This window comes from Allorhizobium undicola ORS 992 = ATCC 700741 (genome assembly GCF_000621665.1).
GTDB classification, from domain to species: Bacteria; Pseudomonadota; Alphaproteobacteria; order Rhizobiales; family Rhizobiaceae; genus Allorhizobium; species Allorhizobium undicola.
The window spans coordinates 84,739-103,835 of sequence record NZ_JHXQ01000016.1; the positions used below are offsets into that span (position 1 = coordinate 84,739).

The 19,097-nt window shown below is 57.6% G+C and carries 14 protein-coding genes and 1 pseudogene; 11 read left to right on the forward strand and 4 right to left on the reverse strand.

What is annotated here, in order from left to right; genetic code table 11:
* The first annotated feature begins 178 nt into the window (after nucleotides 1–178).
* A complete protein-coding gene (locus tag T424_RS0114255; protein WP_027488339.1) occupies nucleotides 179–1,582 on the forward strand; it encodes an MATE family efflux transporter in 1,404 nt (467 codons plus the stop codon).
* Between the two features lie 101 nt (nucleotides 1,583–1,683).
* Here the strand turns inward: T424_RS0114255 and carA are convergent, their stop codons facing one another.
* Entirely contained in the window at nucleotides 1,684–2,889 is a 1,206-nt protein-coding gene (gene carA / locus T424_RS0114260) for a glutamine-hydrolyzing carbamoyl-phosphate synthase small subunit (RefSeq protein WP_027488340.1), read from the reverse strand.
* Between the two features lie 289 nt (nucleotides 2,890–3,178).
* Between carA and T424_RS0114265 the strand changes: the two genes are divergently transcribed.
* Entirely contained in the window at nucleotides 3,179–3,634 is a 456-nt protein-coding gene (locus tag T424_RS0114265) for a GatB/YqeY domain-containing protein (RefSeq protein ID WP_027488341.1), read from the forward strand.
* A 20-nt stretch (nucleotides 3,635–3,654) separates the two neighbouring features.
* Here T424_RS0114265 and T424_RS0114270 read toward each other — a convergent pair whose 3' ends face one another.
* Complete coding sequence (locus tag T424_RS0114270; RefSeq protein ID WP_027488342.1) at nucleotides 3,655–3,984, reverse strand: BrnA antitoxin family protein; 330 nt, start codon at nucleotides 3,982–3,984, stop codon at nucleotides 3,655–3,657.
* Nucleotides 3,950–4,237, reverse strand: coding sequence for a BrnT family toxin (locus tag T424_RS22185; RefSeq protein WP_084268511.1), 288 nt, complete (start codon nucleotides 4,235–4,237; stop codon nucleotides 3,950–3,952). The genes T424_RS0114270 and T424_RS22185 overlap by 35 nt, the downstream gene beginning before the upstream one ends.
* A 225-nt stretch (nucleotides 4,238–4,462) precedes the next feature.
* Here T424_RS22185 and dnaG point away from each other — a divergent pair, with 225 nt between their 5' ends.
* Nucleotides 4,463–6,448 (forward strand): DNA primase, encoded by a 1,986-nt coding sequence (gene dnaG / locus T424_RS0114275; RefSeq protein ID WP_027488343.1) that lies wholly within the window; start codon nucleotides 4,463–4,465, stop codon nucleotides 6,446–6,448.
* A gap of 497 nt (nucleotides 6,449–6,945) precedes the next feature.
* Nucleotides 6,946–9,003: an RNA polymerase sigma factor RpoD gene (rpoD, locus tag T424_RS0114285; protein ID WP_027488344.1), complete on the forward strand. Its 2,058-nt coding sequence runs from the start codon at nucleotides 6,946–6,948 to the stop codon at nucleotides 9,001–9,003.
* A 79-nt stretch (nucleotides 9,004–9,082) separates the two neighbouring features.
* Here the strand turns inward: rpoD and T424_RS22190 are convergent, their stop codons facing one another.
* The gene (locus T424_RS22190) at nucleotides 9,083–9,334 is read right to left on the reverse strand and encodes a hypothetical protein (RefSeq protein WP_154664919.1); all 252 of its coding nucleotides are present in this window, start codon (nucleotides 9,332–9,334) and stop codon (nucleotides 9,083–9,085) included.
* A gap of 299 nt (nucleotides 9,335–9,633) precedes the next feature.
* Here T424_RS22190 and T424_RS0114300 point away from each other — a divergent pair, with 299 nt between their 5' ends.
* The 7 genes and pseudogenes from T424_RS0114300 to T424_RS23085 form a co-directional block, all read left to right on the forward strand.
* Nucleotides 9,634–10,725 (forward strand): DUF930 domain-containing protein, encoded by a 1,092-nt coding sequence (locus tag T424_RS0114300; RefSeq protein WP_027488345.1) that lies wholly within the window; start codon nucleotides 9,634–9,636, stop codon nucleotides 10,723–10,725.
* Nucleotides 10,726–11,019: 294 nt separating this feature from the next.
* Complete coding sequence (locus T424_RS21040) at nucleotides 11,020–11,556, forward strand: heme NO-binding domain-containing protein (protein ID WP_037067747.1); 537 nt, start codon at nucleotides 11,020–11,022, stop codon at nucleotides 11,554–11,556.
* A gap of 6 nt (nucleotides 11,557–11,562) precedes the next feature.
* Entirely contained in the window at nucleotides 11,563–13,083 is a 1,521-nt protein-coding gene (locus tag T424_RS21045; RefSeq protein WP_051558992.1) for a putative bifunctional diguanylate cyclase/phosphodiesterase, read from the forward strand.
* Between the two features lie 592 nt (nucleotides 13,084–13,675).
* The gene (locus T424_RS0114320; protein WP_154664920.1) at nucleotides 13,676–14,863 is read left to right on the forward strand and encodes a hypothetical protein; all 1,188 of its coding nucleotides are present in this window, start codon (nucleotides 13,676–13,678) and stop codon (nucleotides 14,861–14,863) included.
* Between the two features lie 195 nt (nucleotides 14,864–15,058).
* Nucleotides 15,059–17,467 carry a hypothetical protein gene (locus T424_RS0114325; protein ID WP_154664921.1) on the forward strand — a complete coding sequence of 803 codons (2,409 nt, stop codon included), beginning with the start codon at nucleotides 15,059–15,061 and terminating at the stop codon, nucleotides 17,465–17,467.
* A gap of 411 nt (nucleotides 17,468–17,878) precedes the next feature.
* Nucleotides 17,879–18,325 (forward strand): hypothetical protein, encoded by a 447-nt coding sequence (locus T424_RS21800; protein ID WP_051558993.1) that lies wholly within the window; start codon nucleotides 17,879–17,881, stop codon nucleotides 18,323–18,325.
* Nucleotides 18,326–18,661: 336 nt separating this feature from the next.
* Nucleotides 18,662–19,029: pseudogene (locus T424_RS23085) on the forward strand (DNA adenine methylase); the annotation flags it as partial.
* Between the last annotated feature and the right edge of the window lie 68 nt (nucleotides 19,030–19,097).

A 19,097-nucleotide genomic window follows, 5' to 3' on the forward strand; every position in this document is an offset into this window, starting at 1 on the left:
TGTCTGAACGGGTTTTGGCTGAAGTTTGCCAGGTGTCTTGAAAACGACACGGGATTGGCGTAGCCATCGCGTCAGAGCATTGTCCCGGGAAAAGTGTAGTCACGGTTTTCCGTCTGGAAATGCTATAGCCGCTCACCAGACAGAACTGGAAGCGGCTTTTTTGTTTTGGGAAGCCGTCATGTCCGCCGTTCGCACCGTTGAAGAGACAATTATCGCCGATAGCTGGGGTTCGCATCTGAAAGCCACGCTTGCACTGGGCGTGCCGCTGATCGGTGCGCAACTGGCGCAGTTGGCGATCCACACCACCGATGTCATCATCATCGGGCAATTGGGGGCCGAGCTTCTGGCCTCCATGGTGCTTGCCGCGCAATTCTTTTTCGTTGTCTTCATTTTCGGGTCCGGCTTTGCCATGGCCGTCATGCCCATGGTGGCCAATGCCTATGGGCAGGACGACGTGGTTTCGGTGCGTCGCTCCATCCGCATGGGCATGTGGGTGTCGATTGCCTATGGCTTGCTGGTCATGCCGCTGTTCATGTATGCAGAGCCGTTGCTCATTGCCCTCGGGCAGGTGCCTTCGGTGGCGAAGGTTGCGGCGCATTATCTGCATATTGCCCAGTTCGGCATGTTTCCGGCGCTGCTGTTTGCGGTGCTGCGCGGCGTTGTCAGCGCATCCGGCCGGGCGGGCGTGGTGCTTTACATCACCATTGCCATGCTGGTTCTGAATGCCGTGCTGGCCTTCATTCTGGTGCTTGGCCATTTCGGCCTGCCAGCCCTTGGCATGACAGGGGCGGCCATCGTTGCCGCCTCGGTGCAATGGGCGGGCTTTCTGGCCATGGCGGCCTATCTGCAACTTCACCCCGAAACCCGCAAATACGAGCTCTTCGTGCGCTTCTGGCGCCCGGACTGGCGGGCGTTGAAAGAGGTGATGCGGCTGGGTATGCCCATCAGCGTCACCGTTCTGGCAGAGGCGGGGCTCTTCTCGGCCGCTTCGCTGCTGATGGGCTCCATCGGCACGGTGGAGCTGGCCGCCCATGGCATTGCGCTGCAACTGGCCTCCATTGCCTTCATGATCCCGCTTGGGCTTTCGCAAGCCGCGACCGTGCGGGTGGGCGTAGCGCATGGACGCGGCGATTATTCCAACCTTGTGCGGGCAGCCGTGTCCGTTACGGCGCTTGCCATGCTGATCTCACTCAGCGGGGGCATTCTCTTTCTCTTCCAGGCCGATGATCTCGGCGGCCTCTTTCTCGATCGCAGCCGTGCCGATGCCGCAGCCGTGCTGGATTATGCCGCGCCGCTGATCGTCATTGCCGGTATTTTTCAGCTCGTGGATGGCTTGCAGGCCATTGCCGCCGGATTGCTGCGCGGCCTCAAGGATGCCCGTATTCCGATGATCCTTGCATTGATTTCCTACTGGCCCATCGGCTTTGCCCTGGCCTGGATCATGGCCTTTCCGCTGGGGTTTGGAGGCGTTGGGGTGTGGTATGGCTTCCTGATCGGGTTGAGCAGTGCGGCCATCATGCTGCTGCTGCGCTTTACCCTGCTCCTGCGGCATGAAATGCGCATGGCCGTTGCGGTGGCCTGACGGCTCGACGGCGCTGTAACACTTTTCATGTTTCGCAGGAGAATCAAAAAAGCCGGTCAAGCGATTGACCGGCTTTTGAAATTTGCCCGCAATGAAAAGGATCAGCGCTCGGCAAGCGCCGGTTCACCCTTCTTTTCGCGCACCATGTTGATGAAGCGGCGGAAGAGATAGTGGCTGTCCTGCGGGCCGGGAGAGGCTTCCGGGTGGTGCTGCACGGAAAAGACCGGCTTGCCGGTGACGCGCAGACCGCAATTGGTGTTGTCGAACAGCGAAATGTGAGTCTCCTCAACGCCTTCCGGCAGCGACTTGGAATCCACCGCAAAGCCGTGGTTCATCGAGACGATCTCCACCTTGCCGGTGGTGAAATCCTTGACCGGGTGGTTTGCGCCGTGATGGCCCTGATGCATCTTTTCGGTTTTGGCGCCCAGCGCCAGACCCAGCATCTGGTGGCCAAGGCAGATGCCGAACAGCGGAATATCCGTCTTGATCAGGCTCTGAATGACCGGCACGGCATATTCGCCGGTTGCCGCCGGATCCCCCGGACCATTGGACAGGAAGATGCCATCGGGCTTGAGGGCCAGGATTTCCTCGGCGCTGGTGGTGGCGGGAACCACAGTCACCTTGCACTTCAGGCCGGTGAAGAGGCGCAGGATATTGCGCTTCACGCCAAAGTCGATGCACACGACATGGTAATCGGCATCCTTGTCCGCCAGCTCTTCGAAGCCTTCGTTCCACACCCAGGGCTTCTCGCTCCACACCGAGGACTGACCGGAGGAGGCGACCTTGGCAAGATCGAGCCCCACAAGGCCGCTCCAGGCCCTTGCCTTGGCCTTCAGTGCCTCAAGGTCGAAATTGCCGTTGGGGTCATGCGCGATGACGGCATTGGGTGTGCCATGCTCGCGGATCCAGGCGGTGAGCGCGCGGGTGTCGATGCCGGAAAGGCCGATGATGCCACGGGCCTTCAGCCAGGCATCGAGATGTTTGGAAGCACGGTAATTGGACGGCTCGGTGATGTCGGCCTTGAAGATTACGCCGACGGCGCCGTGGCGGGCGGCGGGGGTTACGTCTTCGATGTCTTCTTCATTGGTGCCGACATTGCCGATATGCGGGAAGGTGAAGGTGACGATCTGGCCGAGATAGGACGGATCGGTCAGGATTTCCTCATAACCGGTCAGGGCGGTGTTGAAGCAGACTTCCGCCTCCACGGCGCCGGTGGCGCCAATGCCCTGGCCCTCGATGACCGTGCCATCGGCCAAGACGAGGACGGCGGTGGGCTTCCGGGTGGTCCATGGGGATGTCGCGGTCATATCCATTCCTTTTCCAGCCGGTCGCGCGGCGCGGGCGCCAGGCGTCAGGCTCTAGATGTGGCAAGTGTCCTCGCGCAGCATGGTTGCGCGTCAAGGGCCCTGATGTCGATGTCTGTGCAGGCGATGGTTCATAGACGAGAAGACCTTGCCGGGTCAATTGTTCCGGCAGGCTTTTCCTGCATTTCTGCCCTGCCTTTGCAGGCCACGGCCATTGCAAGGGGCCGGAACGCTGGCTATTTACCGGCAGACTCGTTTATTTTCGCCCGTTTTACAGGGCAAGGAGAAAGACATGCTACGCGAAACCCTGACCGCAGCCCTGAAGGAGGCCATGAAAGCCAAGGATAGCCGCAGGCTTTCCACCATCCGCCTGATGCAATCGGCCATCAAGGATCGCGACATTGCCAATCGCGGCGAGGGCAAGGGCGAAGCAAGCGACGAGGATGTGTTGCAGCTTTTCGCCAAGCTGGTGAAGCAGCGCGACGAATCGGCAAAGATCTACGAGGAAAACGGCCGCCCCGAACTCGCCGCCCAGGAGCGCGAGGAAGCGGCCATCATCAAGACCTTCATGCCCGAGCAGATGAGCGATGAAAAAGTGCGCGACGCCATTGCCGCCATCATCGCCGAGATCAACGCCGAAGGCGTGCGCGACATGGGCAAGGTCATGGCGGCGCTCAAGGAGCGTTTCGCAGGCCAGATGGATTTCGCCAAGGCCTCCGGCACGGTCAAGGAATTGCTGACGAAGTGAAAATTTCGGGCAGGAGGCGGCTACTTCGTGAGCCGCTTCTGCTCGTTAAGAAAATGGCGAAGGACTGCATTAATGCGGGTCTGGTAGCCCTTGCCGGATGACTGAAAGTAATCGACAATATCGTCATCAAGACGTATCGAAATAGCCTTCTTCTTTTTGGGATAGACCATTTCCGCCTTTGACCAGTCGATGTCGATAAACTCCTGCCAATCGGGATCGTCGCGCATCGCGCGCTCTATATCGGCGTCGCTTAACGCATTCACGCGCTGCCAATCGGTGAAATCTTCACCTTGGCCAATTTTTTCTTGAATGTCCTCAGCCGAATATTTGACGATATGCTTTTTGTTCATTTTCGCGTGCGGCTCTGGCCGATATGATCCTGCAAGTCTCGCCACGCATTGTGTAAACAACGGCGATCAGCTTCAGGGTATCGGGGCAAATTGCCAGAATGCGAGCGTCTCCATTTTTGTGCGACTCAAATCTTATATGTGGACGTTGAAGTGCTGCCGCTGCGCGAACGAAATCAATGCCATGTTTATTCAGATTGATGTTCCGCTTGTTTTCATCCCACTCGAATTGCCTGAACTCTACTGCTGGCTGCATTTCTGTTTCTCACGGTCGTTCTGAAAAAACTTGTCATAGTCCCATTCCTGAGAATGACCGTGATTGGTTCGGGTTGTAATCTTGCCTGTTTCAAACCTGTTGCTCATTTTGTATATACAATTGTATGTCATGTCAATGTGTGGATTCAATCTCGAAAAACAGAAAGGCCATGGCGCGATGCGAGGCTGAGTTCTATATAACTCTCATAAATCCTAAGGTTCGCTCATGCGCTTTTCCAACGATTTCCTCGACGAGATACGCGACCGCGTGCCGATTTCGGCCGTGGTCGGCGCGCGCGTGGCATGGGATCGCAAGAAAACCAATGTCTCGCGCGGGGATTACTGGGCCTGCTGCCCCTTTCATGGCGAAAAGAGCCCGTCCTTTCACTGCGAGGACCGCAAGGGCCGTTATCATTGTTTCGGTTGCGGCGTTTCCGGCGATCATTTCCGCTTTCTCACCGATCTCGAAGGTCTGAGCTTTCCCGAAGCGGTGGAGAAGATTGCGGATATGGCGGGCGTTGCCATGCCGAAGGTCGATCCACGGGCCGTAGAGCGCGACCGCGAGCGCATGGGCCTGATCGACGTCATGGAAATGGCCACGCAGTTTTTCCAGGATCAGTTGCAGGCATCGGGCGGGGCCAAGGCGCGGGCCTATCTGCGCGAGCGGGGGCTTTCCGGCCGCACTATCGAGACATTTCGCCTTGGTTATGCGCCGGAAGGGCGCAATGTGCTGAAGGAATATCTGGCGGGCAAGGGTGTGCCGAAGGAGCAGATCGAAGCCTGCGGCCTCGTGGTGCATGGACCTGACATTCCCGTTTCCTACGACCGTTTTCGCGACCGGATCATGTTTCCCATTCTCAGCAGCCGCGACAAGGTGATTGCCTTTGGCGGCCGCGCCATGGCCGCCGATGCTCCGGCCAAATATCTCAATTCCAATGAAACCGAACTCTTTCACAAAGGTCAGGTGCTTTATAATTTCGCCCGCGCGCGGCGCGCCTTGCAGGGGGCGAACGGCGCCGCCACGCTGATTGCGGTGGAAGGCTATATGGATGTCATCGCGCTCCATCAGGCCGGCATTGAAAATGCCGTGGCGCCACTGGGCACCGCCCTGACGGAAAACCAGCTCGACCTGATGTGGAAGGTGACGCCGCAGCCGGTATTGTGTTTCGATGGCGACGGGGCGGGCCAGCGGGCGGCGTTCCGTGCGGTGGAGCTTGCGCTGCCGCATCTCAAGCCGGGCAAGACGGTGCGCTTTGCCATGCTGCCGGATGGCAAGGACCCCGACGATCTGGTGAAGCATGAGGGGCGTGAGCCCTTCGACCGGGTGATGGCGCAATCGCGCACGCTCGATGACATGGTCTGGGCAAAGGAAGTGGGGCAGGGCGGCTTTACCACCCCGGAACAGCGCGCCGAGCTTGAGGCGCGGCTGAAGCAGATCGTCACGGTCATTGCCGATGAAAATGTGCGCCGCCATTACCAGCAGAATGTGCGCGACCGGCTTTATGCGTTTTTTCAGGGGCAGGCGCCGCAGCGTCCCGCCCGCGGCAATTTCGAGCGCGGCGGCGGGCGCGGCAAATTCGAGCGGGGCGGCGCGCAGGCGGGGCCTCGCGGCGCACCGCCCATTTCCGACCGGCTGGCGCGATCAGGGCTCGTCAACCGCCAGGCCGTGCAACCGACCCTGCGGGAGAGCGTTCTGGCGCTGACCATCGTCAATCATCCGCAATTGTTGCAGGAGGATTACGATGAAATCTCGGTGATCGATTTCGACAATCGCGAGCTTCAGCGCCTGTGGCCTGCCCTGTTGACGGCGGTGGCGGAGGCGGGCGCGCAGATGGACCGTGAGGAGCTTTTACAGCGGCTGGAGGTGGCCGGTTTCGGCGAGCTTTTGAAGGCGCTGGACCAGCAGATCCGCAATGCCCGCCTGTGGACGGCCACAACCGTGGCCGCTTTCGAGGATGCGCGGGAAGGCTATCGTCAGGCGCTTTCCCTGCACAAGCGCACCAAGGCGCTGAAACGGCAGAAAGCCGAGCTGGAACGGGAAATGGGCGAAGCCGTGGAAGCGGGCGATGCCGAGCGACACGATAGCGCCATGGCCGTGCTGCGGGAGGTGCAGACCGAAATTGTGCGCATGGAAAACCAGGAGGCGATCATCGACGGTTTCGGTGTGATGTCGGGCCGGGTGAAGGGGCCGGCCTATGGGCAGGGCCACTGACGCCCCCAAGCTTGGGGAACCTTTTTCCGCTCCCCTTGTTTCGAAGCGGAAATTTCCTAAATACTCACCAGTTATCGGAGTTTTGACGCAAGGAAATCGCTTTTCCGCGATTTCAACAGGGTATTTATCCTTTTAACGCTTGACGCGGGCGGAAATTGTGGGAATCACGATTTCAAGCAAAAATGGGTGAGGAAGGTGGCCGGGCGCTTGCTCTTCGGTCTCGTTCTCTGTTTGTGTGACAAGTGCCGCACTCGGCGGGAGCCATCGTGGTTAATCGGGAATTAAACATCACTCCGTTAAAGCAATTCGAGATGAGGTGCGCCGCGGTTTTCCCAGCGGATTGTCAAGGCGGCATCGATTTTGCGTTTTTGGCCGCCAGGGCGGATAAAAGCGATCAATCTCATCAGCAGTGATTCGCAGCCGGCGGATCGGGGCGGGCCCGCCCTCGGTCTGATCGGCAGCGGAAAATGGAAGCGCCAGAGAAAGCGACGAGATACATGGCAACCAAGGTCAAAGAAAACGAAGAAGCCGATAACGAACGCGATGGCGCTTCGGACGGTCCGCTTCTCGATCTTTCCGATGACGCCGTCAAAAAGATGATAAAAGCCGCCAAGAAGCGCGGCTATGTCACGATGGACGAGCTGAACTCGGTTCTGCCTTCGGAGGAAGTGACCTCCGAGCAGATCGAGGACACCATGGCCATGCTGTCCGACATGGGCATCAACGTCATCGAGGACGAGGACGCCGAGGAACAGGCGAGCGAAGAGGGCGAGGCCGAGGAAGACGGCGACAGCGAGGGCGGCGAACTGGCCACCACCGGCAGCACCGCCGTGGCCACCACCAAGCGCAAGGAGCCGACCGACCGCACCGACGACCCCGTGCGCATGTATCTGCGCGAAATGGGCTCGGTGGAGCTTTTGTCGCGCGAGGGCGAAATCGCCATTGCCAAGCGCATCGAGGCTGGCCGCGAAACCATGATTGCGGGCCTGTGCGAAAGCCCGCTGACCTTCCAGGCGCTCATCATCTGGCGTGATGAACTGAACGAGGGCACCACGCTCCTGCGCGAGATCATCGATCTCGAAACCACCTATTCCGGCCCCGAGGCCAAGGCTGCGCCGCAGTTCCAGAGCCCGGAAAAGATCGAGGCGGACCGTAAGGCCGCCGAGGAAAAGGAAAAGGAAAGGGCAAGCCGCCGTGGCCGCGCGCCCGTGGGCGAAGACGACATTACCGATGTCGGCGACATGCCCATGCCGGAAGAAGAGGAAGAGGACGAGGACGAATCCAACCTGTCGCTGGCCGCCATGGAAGCGGAACTGCGCCCACAGGTCATGGAAACGCTGGACCTCATTGCCGATACCTACAAGAAGCTGCGCAAGTTGCAGGACCAGCAGGTGGAGGCACGTCTTGCCTGTGCCGGTACGCTGTCTTCCGGCCAGGAGCGCCGCTACAAGGAGCTGAAGGATCAGTTGATCACGGCGGTGAAGTCGCTGTCGCTCAATCAGAACCGCATCGACGCGCTGGTCGAGCAGCTTTACGACATTTCCAAGCGCCTCATGCAGAATGAAGGCCGCCTGCTGCGTCTGGCGGAAAGCTATGGCGTCAAGCGCGACGACTTCCTGACGCAATATCAGGGTGCCGAACTCGATCCGAACTGGATGAAGTCCATCGCCAATCTGGCCGGTCGCGGCTGGAAGGATTTTGCCCGCGAGGAAAACAGCCGCATTCGGGAAATCCGCCAGGAAATCCAGAATCTCGCCACTGAAACCGGCATTTCCATCACGGAATTCCGCCGCATCGTTTCCATGGTGCAGAAGGGTGAGCGCGAGGCGCGCATTGCCAAGAAGGAAATGGTCGAGGCCAATCTGCGTCTCGTCATCTCCATCGCCAAGAAATACACCAATCGTGGTCTTCAGTTCCTGGACCTGATCCAGGAAGGCAATATCGGGTTGATGAAGGCGGTCGATAAGTTCGAATATCGTCGCGGATACAAATTCTCGACCTATGCGACATGGTGGATTCGTCAGGCGATTACCCGCTCGATCGCGGATCAGGCGCGCACCATCCGTATTCCGGTGCATATGATCGAAACGATCAACAAGATCGTTCGCACATCGCGCCAGATGCTGCATGAAATTGGCCGCGAGCCGACGCCGGAAGAGCTGGCCGAAAAGCTGGCCATGCCGCTGGAAAAGGTGCGCAAGGTTCTGAAAATCGCCAAGGAGCCGATCTCGCTCGAAACCCCGGTGGGCGACGAAGAAGATTCGCATCTCGGCGACTTCATCGAGGACAAGAACGCGCTTCTGCCCATCGATGCCGCCATTCAGGCAAACCTGCGCGAAACCACCACCCGCGTTCTGGCTTCGCTGACGCCGCGTGAGGAGCGCGTTCTGCGTATGCGCTTCGGCATCGGCATGAATACCGACCACACGCTGGAAGAAGTGGGGCAGCAGTTCTCGGTGACGCGCGAACGTATTCGCCAGATCGAGGCCAAGGCCCTGCGCAAGCTCAAGCATCCCAGCCGCTCGCGCAAGCTGCGCAGCTTCCTGGATAGCTGATCTTTACCTGCAACAAAAAACCCGGCGGAGACGCCGGGTTTTTCATATGAGCACTTTCTCGAGCCAGATCGAGTCTGTTTCAGATCTGAACGGCGTCCGTATAGGCTTTTGCGGCAGTGCTGCTATCGGTCGTTGCGCTGCTGGAGCTGTCGCTCCCGGCATTGTAGAGCGAAAGCTCGGCAATGGAGGAGGGCACATCGGCCGCAGAGCTGGTTTCAACCGACGGCGGCGGTGGCGGCGGGGGAGGTGGCGGCTCCTTCGGTGGCGGCGGTGGTGGTGTACGGCTTACCGACGAGGTGGAAGAGGCGCTGGTGGCGCTGACACTGGTCATCACGATCTCCTGACGCATTTTCATGGTGAACCCACGTTCCCTGAAAATGCCTGATGCCATGGCCTCGGCGTCATGCGTCGGTGCTGGCAGCTGGCAGAGCGCCCTCATGGCTCTGCCGGATGGAAGAGGTGTTTGCCTCTGTGATTGCCACTGTGCCGGGCAATTTTGAGAAAAGCCTGAGAGAATTATTTCTGATTTTAGTTATATGGAAAAAATATTGGACCAGCCGATCAAACGCCCCTGTGCGAAGTGGCGATTTCGCTTTGTCGCGGTGCGGACCTCAGTGTAAGGATCAGAGCATGGCTGATCTGGCACAATTGCCGCCCCGGCGGCGGGCATGGTTCATGAGGGGGCTTGCCGCTTCGCTTTTTCTGCACGGGGTGTTTGTGCTGCCGCTTCTCATTCATTTGCCCAAGCCTGCCGAGGATGTGGCGAAGGATGAGAGCATTTCGGTTTCGCTGGAGCCGCCACCTGAGCCGAAAAAGCCTGAGCCGAAAAAGCCTGAACCGAAGGTGAATTTCGATCTAAAATCCGCAGAAAAGCCGCCGGAGCGGAAGGCAGAGGCGGCAAAGCCCGCCAGCGCGAAGCAGGTCCCGGAAAAGGCGCCCTCGGAAAAGCTCAGACCCAGTGACGCTGCTGCCGCTGCAAACGCCGCTCCGCAGGGTTTTGAGTCCGCGCCACGGGACGAACAAGCGCAAAAAAGCGACGAGGCGCCGGTCCCGTCCGCGAGTGAAGCCGAAAAGCCGGGTGATGCTGGTCCGGAGGCTGGCGCGAAAGGTCAGGCGGCCAGCGGTTTGCCGGACCGGCAAAACCCGTCGGCCGCGCCAGCCTTGCCGCAGGATGTGAAACCGCCGGAGGCAAAGCTGCCCGCAGAGGCTGCGGCTTCGCCCAAAACGGTGCAAACCGGCGGCGGCATTGTCATGGAACAACGCATGACCGTGGCCGAGCCTGGCGGACCCGCCGCTGCCGTTGCGCAGGCCAAGCCTGCCCCTGAGGCGGGCGGGCAGAAAGTGCCGGTTTTAAAACCGGCAAGGCGCGTCTATTCAAAAGACCTGCTTTCGGACCCGCATGTGCGCGCAGCCTTGGGCAAGTTGCCGCCGCAGCGGCGCATCGTGCAGATTTGCAGCATTGAAATGCTGGAGCAGATCCGCCGCTCCGTATCCGGCGCCTTTCCGGATGTCATTGCCTCGTCCCCTTCCACCCGCGAAGCCATCAGTGCGCGGTTGATGGATGTGCAGGGTGCCGCCTATCGCAGCCGGGGCCGCTGGTTCGACATCAGCTATCGCTGCGAAACGGATGATAAAACCAGCACGATCACCGCCTTCAGCTTCCAGATTGGCGCTGAAATTCCCCGCACCGCATGGCAAGGGCGTCGCCTGCCGATGAATTAGAGCATTGTCCCGAGAAAAGCGTCGTCACGGGTTTTCGTCTGAAAATGGGAGAAAACAAAAGTTTAAAGCGCATGGAGATTCCGTTTGTGTCGGGATATATATATTTTAATTAATGCTTTAATATAGTTATGAAAAAGACCCGCTAAGAAGAATATGCTAAGATTTGCGGGCTAAACTGCCGCTGTCTCTGGCGTGGTAAGCTTGAAAGCCGTCCGGCTTGTGCTCATTCTCGCCAGAAGGGCTGTTGAGGCACCGGGCTTGCCTCACAGCTTGCCATGCGCTGTGGGGGTGCGGATGAAGGGTATTGTTTTTACGGAGTTTCTACAATTCGTCGGCGACATGTGGAACGAAGATCTGGCCGATGACCTGATAGAGGCTTCGGATCTTCCAAGTGGCGGCGCTTACACCTCTGTGGGAACCTATGACCATGCGGAGATGGTTCGTCTTGTTTCTGAGCTTTCCGCCCGCACCGAACGATCGCCGCAGGATTTGCTTTTCTGCTTTGGCCAGCATCTGGCCGGACGTTTTGCCACGCTGTTTCCTGCCTTTTTCGCAGGGGCGGGCGGTCTTTTCGATTTTCTCGAAAGCGTGGACAATCATATTCACGTCGAAGTGCTGAAGCTTTACCCGGATGCGGAACTGCCGCGCTTCACCACGCTTGAACGAACAGGGGACGTCCTTACCCTTCGCTACACCTCGGCCCGGCACATGGAGGATCTGGCGGTTGGTCTTATTCATGGCGCTGCGGCGCATTTCGGCAAGCCGGTCAGTGTGACGGTAATTGCGGAAGATGCGCAATCGAGCACTCTTTCTGTCAAGATGGTCGGGTAAGCTGCGATGAAGACAGATGAATCCGGTCAAGGCCAGATGGACAGGCTGCTGCGACGGCTGGAGCGGGAGCGCAGGGCCCGTGCGCAGGCAGAGACCTTGCTGGAAGAGCGTTCACGCCAGCTTTATCTGGCCAATCATGAGCTTGCCCTGCTGGCAAGCGCGCTGGAGCAGCGCGTGGAAGAGCGAACGCAGGAACTGGTGGCCGAGCGCGAACGCGCCGTGGCGCTGGCGCGGCAGGATCAATTGACCGGTCTTGCCAATCGCCGAAATTTCAATGATTTCCTCTCTGTCGCCTGCTCCCGTGTCTGGGCACGGTCTGGCCGCGTCAGCGTGTTTCTGGTGGATGTGGATGATTTCAAACATATCAACGATGCGCATGGCCATGAGGCGGGCGATGCGGCATTGACGGAGGTGGCCAGGCGGCTTTCCTGCCTTTCGCATAACGGCCTTGCCGCCCGGCTGGGCGGTGATGAATTTGCCGTGGTGTGCATTGATCTGGCGACGGAAGAGCAGGAAAAGGCGCTTGCAAAATCCATTGTGGAGACGCTGAAGCAGCCTTACGCCTTTGGCGCACGCAGCCTTTCCATTGCCGTTTCGGTCGGACATGCCAGCCTGCCGGATCATGCAAATTCCTCTGCGGAACTCATGCGACATGCCGATATGGCGCTGTTTGCCTCAAAAAAGGCGGGGCGCGCCACGGCCACCGCCTTCAACGATGATCTGCGCGACGAGGCGGAAGAGCGCCGCCTGCTGGAGCTGGAACTGGTGCTGGCGCTGGATCGGGGCGAGATCGTGCCGTGGTATCAGCCAATCGTGGAGGGGGCGGGCCGCACGCCCAAGGGCGTGGAAGTGCTGGCGCGCTGGAACCACCCGCTGCGCGGCGTGGTTCTGCCATCACTTTTTCTGCCCCTGGCGGAAGAGCGCAAATTGCTTGGCGCGATGTTCATCAGCCTTTTCCGGCAGGCGTGCCGCGAAATCGGGCCGCTGATTTCGGCTGGCAAGCTCTCCTATCTCTCGGTCAATGCCTCGCCCAGCCAGTTCCGTGCGGGCGGTTTTGCCGCGCTGATCCAGCTTCTTTTGCAGGAAACCGGCTTTCCGCCAAAGGCGCTGGTGGTGGAAATCACCGAGGATGTCATCATGACCGATCTGACCCGCGCAACCCGCGAGATCGATGAGCTGACAAGGCTTGGCGTTCGGATCGCGCTGGATGATTTCGGCACCGGCTATTCCAATATCGCCTCGCTCAGCCGCCTGCCCATCCAGTGGTTGAAGCTGGACCGAAGCCTTATTGCCCGCATAGGTGACGGGCATGTGGAGCAGGCGATCGTGCGTGCCGTGCTGGATATGGCCCGCGCGTTGCATATCGATGTCGTGGCTGAAGGCATAGAAACCGAAAGGCAGGCGGAATGGCTTATATCTGCCGGCTGCCGCCGTCATCAGGGCTATCTCTACGGCCGGCCAACGCCTTTTGATGCCCTCCGGGATTTTCTTTCTTCCCATGCGATAAAGCACGCCTCGACCGGCTGATGCCAGGGCTCGAAGATGGTCACGCATCCTCAGTCTTGAAGGGTTTCGAATATCTCAACTGCGTCAGGGTTTGATATATTCGAAAAGGGAATACCAAAAGTCATCTTCAATGACCCTTGGTATGAAACATCACTCCACCGAAGAGGCAAAGCAAAGGGCCCCCGGTTATGCCTGGCGAAAGCGCAGATTTCTCCCATGGCTGGCCCGCGTGCCCGTCATCCTTGCTGACGCTTCAGGCAAGAGCATGGGACCGCCTCAACCACGGCACGCCACCGGCAAACCGGATTTCATCTTTCAGGACTATCCCCCGTAACCCGGTCCTCAAAATGCGGGGATGCATTCGACGTGCCCAAAATTGGACTATAGATTAAAATCTGTCTACGTGACATTGTTTCGAAGCATAAATGCGAAAATAGAATAACATAATGTATATCGTTTAGCAATTCTCACTTATTTTGAAGTAAAAAATATGAATATTATTCATAATATATTGCTAATCGATAAATAAAAAAGTAAAAATCCAAAAAGGTACGATATTATGGGCAACGAAAACACGAATCCTTCCGAAGTTCTGAATAAAATCAGCAGCGCTGTGGATGATTTTGAAACCTATCTCCGTGGTAAGGAGACGGGAGAAGCCACGCTTCGCCAGAACTGGACCTATTTGCAGATATTTTCCTACTACGGTCTCAAACTGCCGCAGGATTCGGATTCGCTGAAGGCGCTCCTGGCTATCGGTCCTAACGATAAATGCGACTATAGCTGGTTCAACGCGATGCACCAGACCTATGCCAAGCTGGGGCAAAACAGCCATTATTTCATAAACACCGTGTTCAAGGACGTGACCGATCTTGGTTCGACCCTAAAGGATTTCAGCAAGGATGCTTCCGGTGACGAAAGTCTGATGGCGGCCGTTCTGGACCTGCTCGGGTCTGGCAACAACGCTCCGATGCCGGATGAAGACAGTTGCCAGGCAGCCATTGTATTGCTTCAGGAAATGAAGGAGCGGGCAGACGCTGGCGCAAAGCTTGCCTCGAAGGTTAAGGTCGATCTTTTGACCTATTCCGCGAAGCTCGTTGAAATCAGCGGCGACGTGAAACGGGTGTCCGATGCGGTAGACAAGGATGACGCATCATCCGAAGAAACTGTCAAAAAGCTTCAGGGCGACAAGGGTACCGATGGTTCGCTTCTGAATATGCTGGACAAGCTGGCCGCGGATCGTCGTGAATATGAAGAGGATGTGAAGATTGCGGCCACCACCCCCACCTATGGCTGGATCATATGCCCACCCATCGGCTTGTGGGCGGCGGCCATCGTCGCGGGCATTTATGGCAAGAAAGCCACCGATATGCTGGCGACGATCGAAAAACTGGAAGCCGACATCAAAACCGCGAGCGAATCGCTGATGCTTGCCCTGACGACGCGCAGCGTTGCAAAACTGGCGCATGACAGTCTGGCTCAGGTCAACAAGCATCTGGGGGTGGCGATCGACAAAACCAAAGCCGTTCAAAATGCGTGGGAAGGCACCTCCACCGGGCTGAACGCCATTTTGTCGTTGATTGGCAGAACAATGCTGCAAAACGATATAGACCAAACCGTAAAGCTCCAGGTCATTGTTGCCGTCCGCACTCTGGTCAATTCCGCAAATCGCCGTTGGCAGGAAATTCGCCCGGTTATCGACGCCATGACCGACAAGCCTTTCATTTCGGTGAACGCCGAGGACATGAAGTTGAGCGACTTCCTCGATAAGGTGAAGGGCGAGATTGCAGCCAAGGCATGATTTCGCCTCGGCGCCTCGGCGCCTCTGCGGCATCGGCGTGACATTTCCAAATGAAAAACCGGTTTCTACCGGTCCTGGAAACGTTCCATGCCGCGACGGCGCCTCTTCGAATTGAATGAACAACAAAATATTCAGGGCAGGCCGCGCATGGAAAACATCCCATGCGCGTCTGCTTTGCCGTGCGAGGTTGCAATAATGACCGAAACTGCATTTGACATTACGAATACGCAGATCAAAAGCTGGGGCCTGAGTGGATATGAAGACTTTAGCGAATATGGCAAGATTCGCGGACTTACCATCAAGGCAAGCGAGATTGACGCCAGGCTGAAGCCGTTCGGCTCCCGTTTTTCCGACATTTTTCTCATTGCCTGCGATAGTTTCATCATCGATTGCGACCTGACCATCTCGCAGCCTCTGTGGATTTTTTCCCGCCATGTGCAGGTGAATGGTGGGCGCTGCCTTGCAATCGAGCCTGGTGCGCCTGTGGCCAACCCCAAAGAGCGGGCCAATTTTCTGATGCTGTTTTGCCATTCCCTGGGGGGAAGTGGTTCCTTGTCTGCGGTCAGCATCGCCGATCCTTCCAAGCCTGCCGTCACGAATATTCCGCTTGTGAAATCCGATGCCATTCGGGAGATCGCCATCGGTGAAGACGCTTCCGTCACCTTTGGGGATTGGGACCGGGAATCGCAAATCATCGGGTTGGCCAGAGAGTTTCTACATCCTGGTGAAACCCTGCACGGGTGCCTTTCGTCCATATTCCAATCTGCCATCATGGCTGCAACGCTTTCGCCGGAACTGGCGATTGCGCAGTTGCGCTGGGTTGGCGAGCTTGCCGATGCTGATAAGGCATCGCGCATGATGGCCGCCCAGGCGAGGACCGAATTGACCACTCTCGTGCAACAAAGCGGGCAAACCGCCCCGGTGCCAACGGGTGACTTCACGGTTTATGCAGAGGCTGCCGCTGCCAGAATCACGGTGATGCAGGCACAATGGAATTCTTTCCAACATCTGGACAGTCTGGCGGAAAATGACGGAGACTGGCTTGCCCGTGCCCGTGAGGCCATTGAACTCAAGGCAAATGAAACGGATCTCTGCAAAAGAACACGCGAGCGGGCGCATCTGAGCTATCAGCGCGCCGATGAAGCAAATGGAGCTGCCCTCCTGCAAGTGCGTACGCTTCGGCTGGCATTTATTAAAGCCTCCAACAACTTTGAGGCGGGCATCGAAATCTGGAAAACCCAGGCAGAGACCATGGAAGCTCTCATGCTGGTCAAGAATATTTTCAGCTTCGCCGTGGAAGCCGGCAAGCTCGCATCGCTTTCGGTTTCAGCCCTTGCAAAAGACAAGACCGACCCTTCCGACGATAAGGACAAGGATGACAGTTCGACGGATGATGACGACGGGTCCACGGATGAAAAGGCTGAAAAACAGAAGTCGATGGATACGCTGGAAAAGGCAGGGAAGGCCATTTCCGGTACTGTAGGGCCGGTCGCAGAGATCATTCGCAATGTGCGTGCCCTCATGAAGATTGAAGACACGGCCAAAGCGCTTCATAAAATGGCGTCTGAAACGATGACCTCCATGAACACGGCTCTGAGCAAAACCATAACCGTTGGCCCGCTTGAAGGCCTGGATATCGTGACGGGTGGCGCGCATGTCTGGGATTTGTTCATTGCCGGCATGGATGTTGTTTTCAAAACCACGCAGTCTTCTCTGGCACCTATAGGCGGGAGCCGGGAGTTCGAAACGGCAATGCGCCAGATGGTGATCGGTGCGCGGGCCGTCAGCAACACGCGGCTGGCGCTTACGCAGGCTGAAAATGAACTCGTTCTTGCCGAACTGCATTTGGCTTCGGCGAAGAATGCAGAGGAAATCGTTGAAAAGACGTTTGCAGAAAAGAAGGCACATCTACAGCTTATCCAGGATCTGAAGCATCAGGCATTTTCGCGCCTCCTCGATACGAAGCGGGCAACACTTGTGGAGCTGCGCCACTATCGGCAGGCCATTTGCTATTTCTCGCTTGCCGAGGAACGCAACCTGCCGGATTTGCCCCGCATGGATGAAGCCGTGGCGGAATTCGTTGCGGCCGCATCCTTGCTGTCCGGTTATCAGTTGGCAATAGAACTGCTCAAGCCGGTGCCGCAAGCCGCACACCGTGTTGCCATCTCCATTCCCTTGACCGATGCCAATCATCAGGATGCAAACACCCTCGTGTTTCACGTCGATACGGGGCATCCCGATCTCGTCGATTTTTGCCGGATCCGCATCGACCAGATGGAAATCGAGCTTTTCGGCGATAACGATCAGCGCATACTCTCACGAAAGATGACCATTCAAACGGATGGCACCTATCAGGACCGCAGGGTAAATGGCGCTGTGCTGTCCTTTTCCGGAGAGCCGTGGAACCAGATGATTCACTACGATGCTTCCGGAAATATCGATGTGAGCGCAGGCACCTATACCCGCTTTGCCCAGCTCCTCTTCAAGCCTACCCCTTTCACAAACTGGACCTTGACGCTCTCCAAAAAGGATCAGGCGGAAAATGTCCGCAGGATCACGCTCTACATTTCGGGCGAGATTTCGCCCCTGTCCGCGGCAGCTTGAGGCTCGTTAGCCAGGGGATCCAGGAAAAGTGCTGTCGCGGTTTTCCGTCTGTAAATGCGGGAAAACAGACAGTTAGCGCGTCCGGTGAACCTTTGTTCACCGTACGCGCTCCAGTTGCCTATCAATCCGACTTTTTGATCGTTCCTCCAATGCCGCTTTTCATGTCATGCGGATAGATTTTCTTATTCCTTTGCTGTTCAGGGTTGAAATCGGTGAATGCTGGCTGAATACCGGGTTCCGACTGCGTTCAGGCTTGGCCGCCTAGATTTGCCTTGTTCGCTGTGCGTGGCTTTCGCGGCAGGAGCGTAAAGGCCTGCTGGCAGCAGGTGCTCGAAGCTCTTTCGTGATCAGGTGGAAACCGGTTTTCGCCCGGAAACATGCAAAGCGGGAGGTCGTTCAAGGAGAAACGCAATGACAGGCATGTTGGCAAAAGCAGCTTTGATTGGCCTGGCTGGCCTGAGCCTTCTGGGCAGCGGGCTGGCTCCCGCGCGGGCGGGAGATGTCAATATCGGCTTTTCGATCGGCTCGGATGAGCCGCAACTGGTTCAAGCCTGGGGCGATGACGATTATCGCTACGGCCCGCCGCCTCGCTGGCAGCGCTACGACCCGCCACCGCCGCCGCCGCGCTACGAGCCGCCGCGCCGCTATTGGGACGGACGCCCCCCGCGTGGCCGGGACATGGTTATCGAAGGTTTCTGCAATCCCGGCAGGGCCATGGAAAAGGCGCGCTGGCAGGGCCTGCGCCGCGCCAATATCGAGCGCGTGACGCCGCGCCGGGTTGTGGTAGGCGGTTGGCGTTATGGTGGCTATGACCAGATCGTATTCTGGAACAGACCGGGCTGCCCCTTCGCACGTTAAACCAAGCCGCTTGAGGCAAGTACCCGCGAGGTGCATTACAGCGCCGTGCGTTTTATCAAACGCACGGCGCTGTAACACTTTAAATCTGCTGCATAATTTTCACCTTAAACCGATTCCGATTTAAGGAATTATGCAGTAGGGAATTTCAGGAAAAGCAAAACCACTTTTCCGTACAGAAATCCACAAACACAGAAGCTTGGAGCGCGTCCGGTGAACCTTTATTCACCGGACGCGCTCTTGCTGAACACGTCCGCCGGGCCGTCCATTCAATGCAGGCTCACGAGACTGGCGTTGCCACCCCCCGGTGTTGCGGATCGCTCCGAATAACCACGCGTCCGGTTCAACCTGACACGCCTTGCACCTCTGCTTGAAGACGTCCACGAACGTCTGGCCGGTGTCATCATTGAGAACCTCGACTGCTGGCCTTCATCAACCGCTACGACCGTCCTGGCGTGCTGTTCTATCTCGATCCGCCTTACTTCGGGTGTGAGGATGATTATGGGAAGGCGCTGTTTGGGCGGGATCAGTTTGAGGTTCTTGCGAGGCGTTTAAAGACCCTTCAAGGACGGTTTATCCTGTCGATAAACGACCGACCGGAGGTGAGGGAGATATTCGCGGGGTTTCCGGTTGAGGGGGCAGAGTTGGCTTACTCGGTTTCTGGCGGGAAGGGGACGGAGGCACGAGAGTTGATTTACTGGAGGTGAGTGTTTGCAGGCAGAAATTTTGGAATGGCTAACGTCAGCTTAATGGATGCTGAACCTTTTAACTTCCA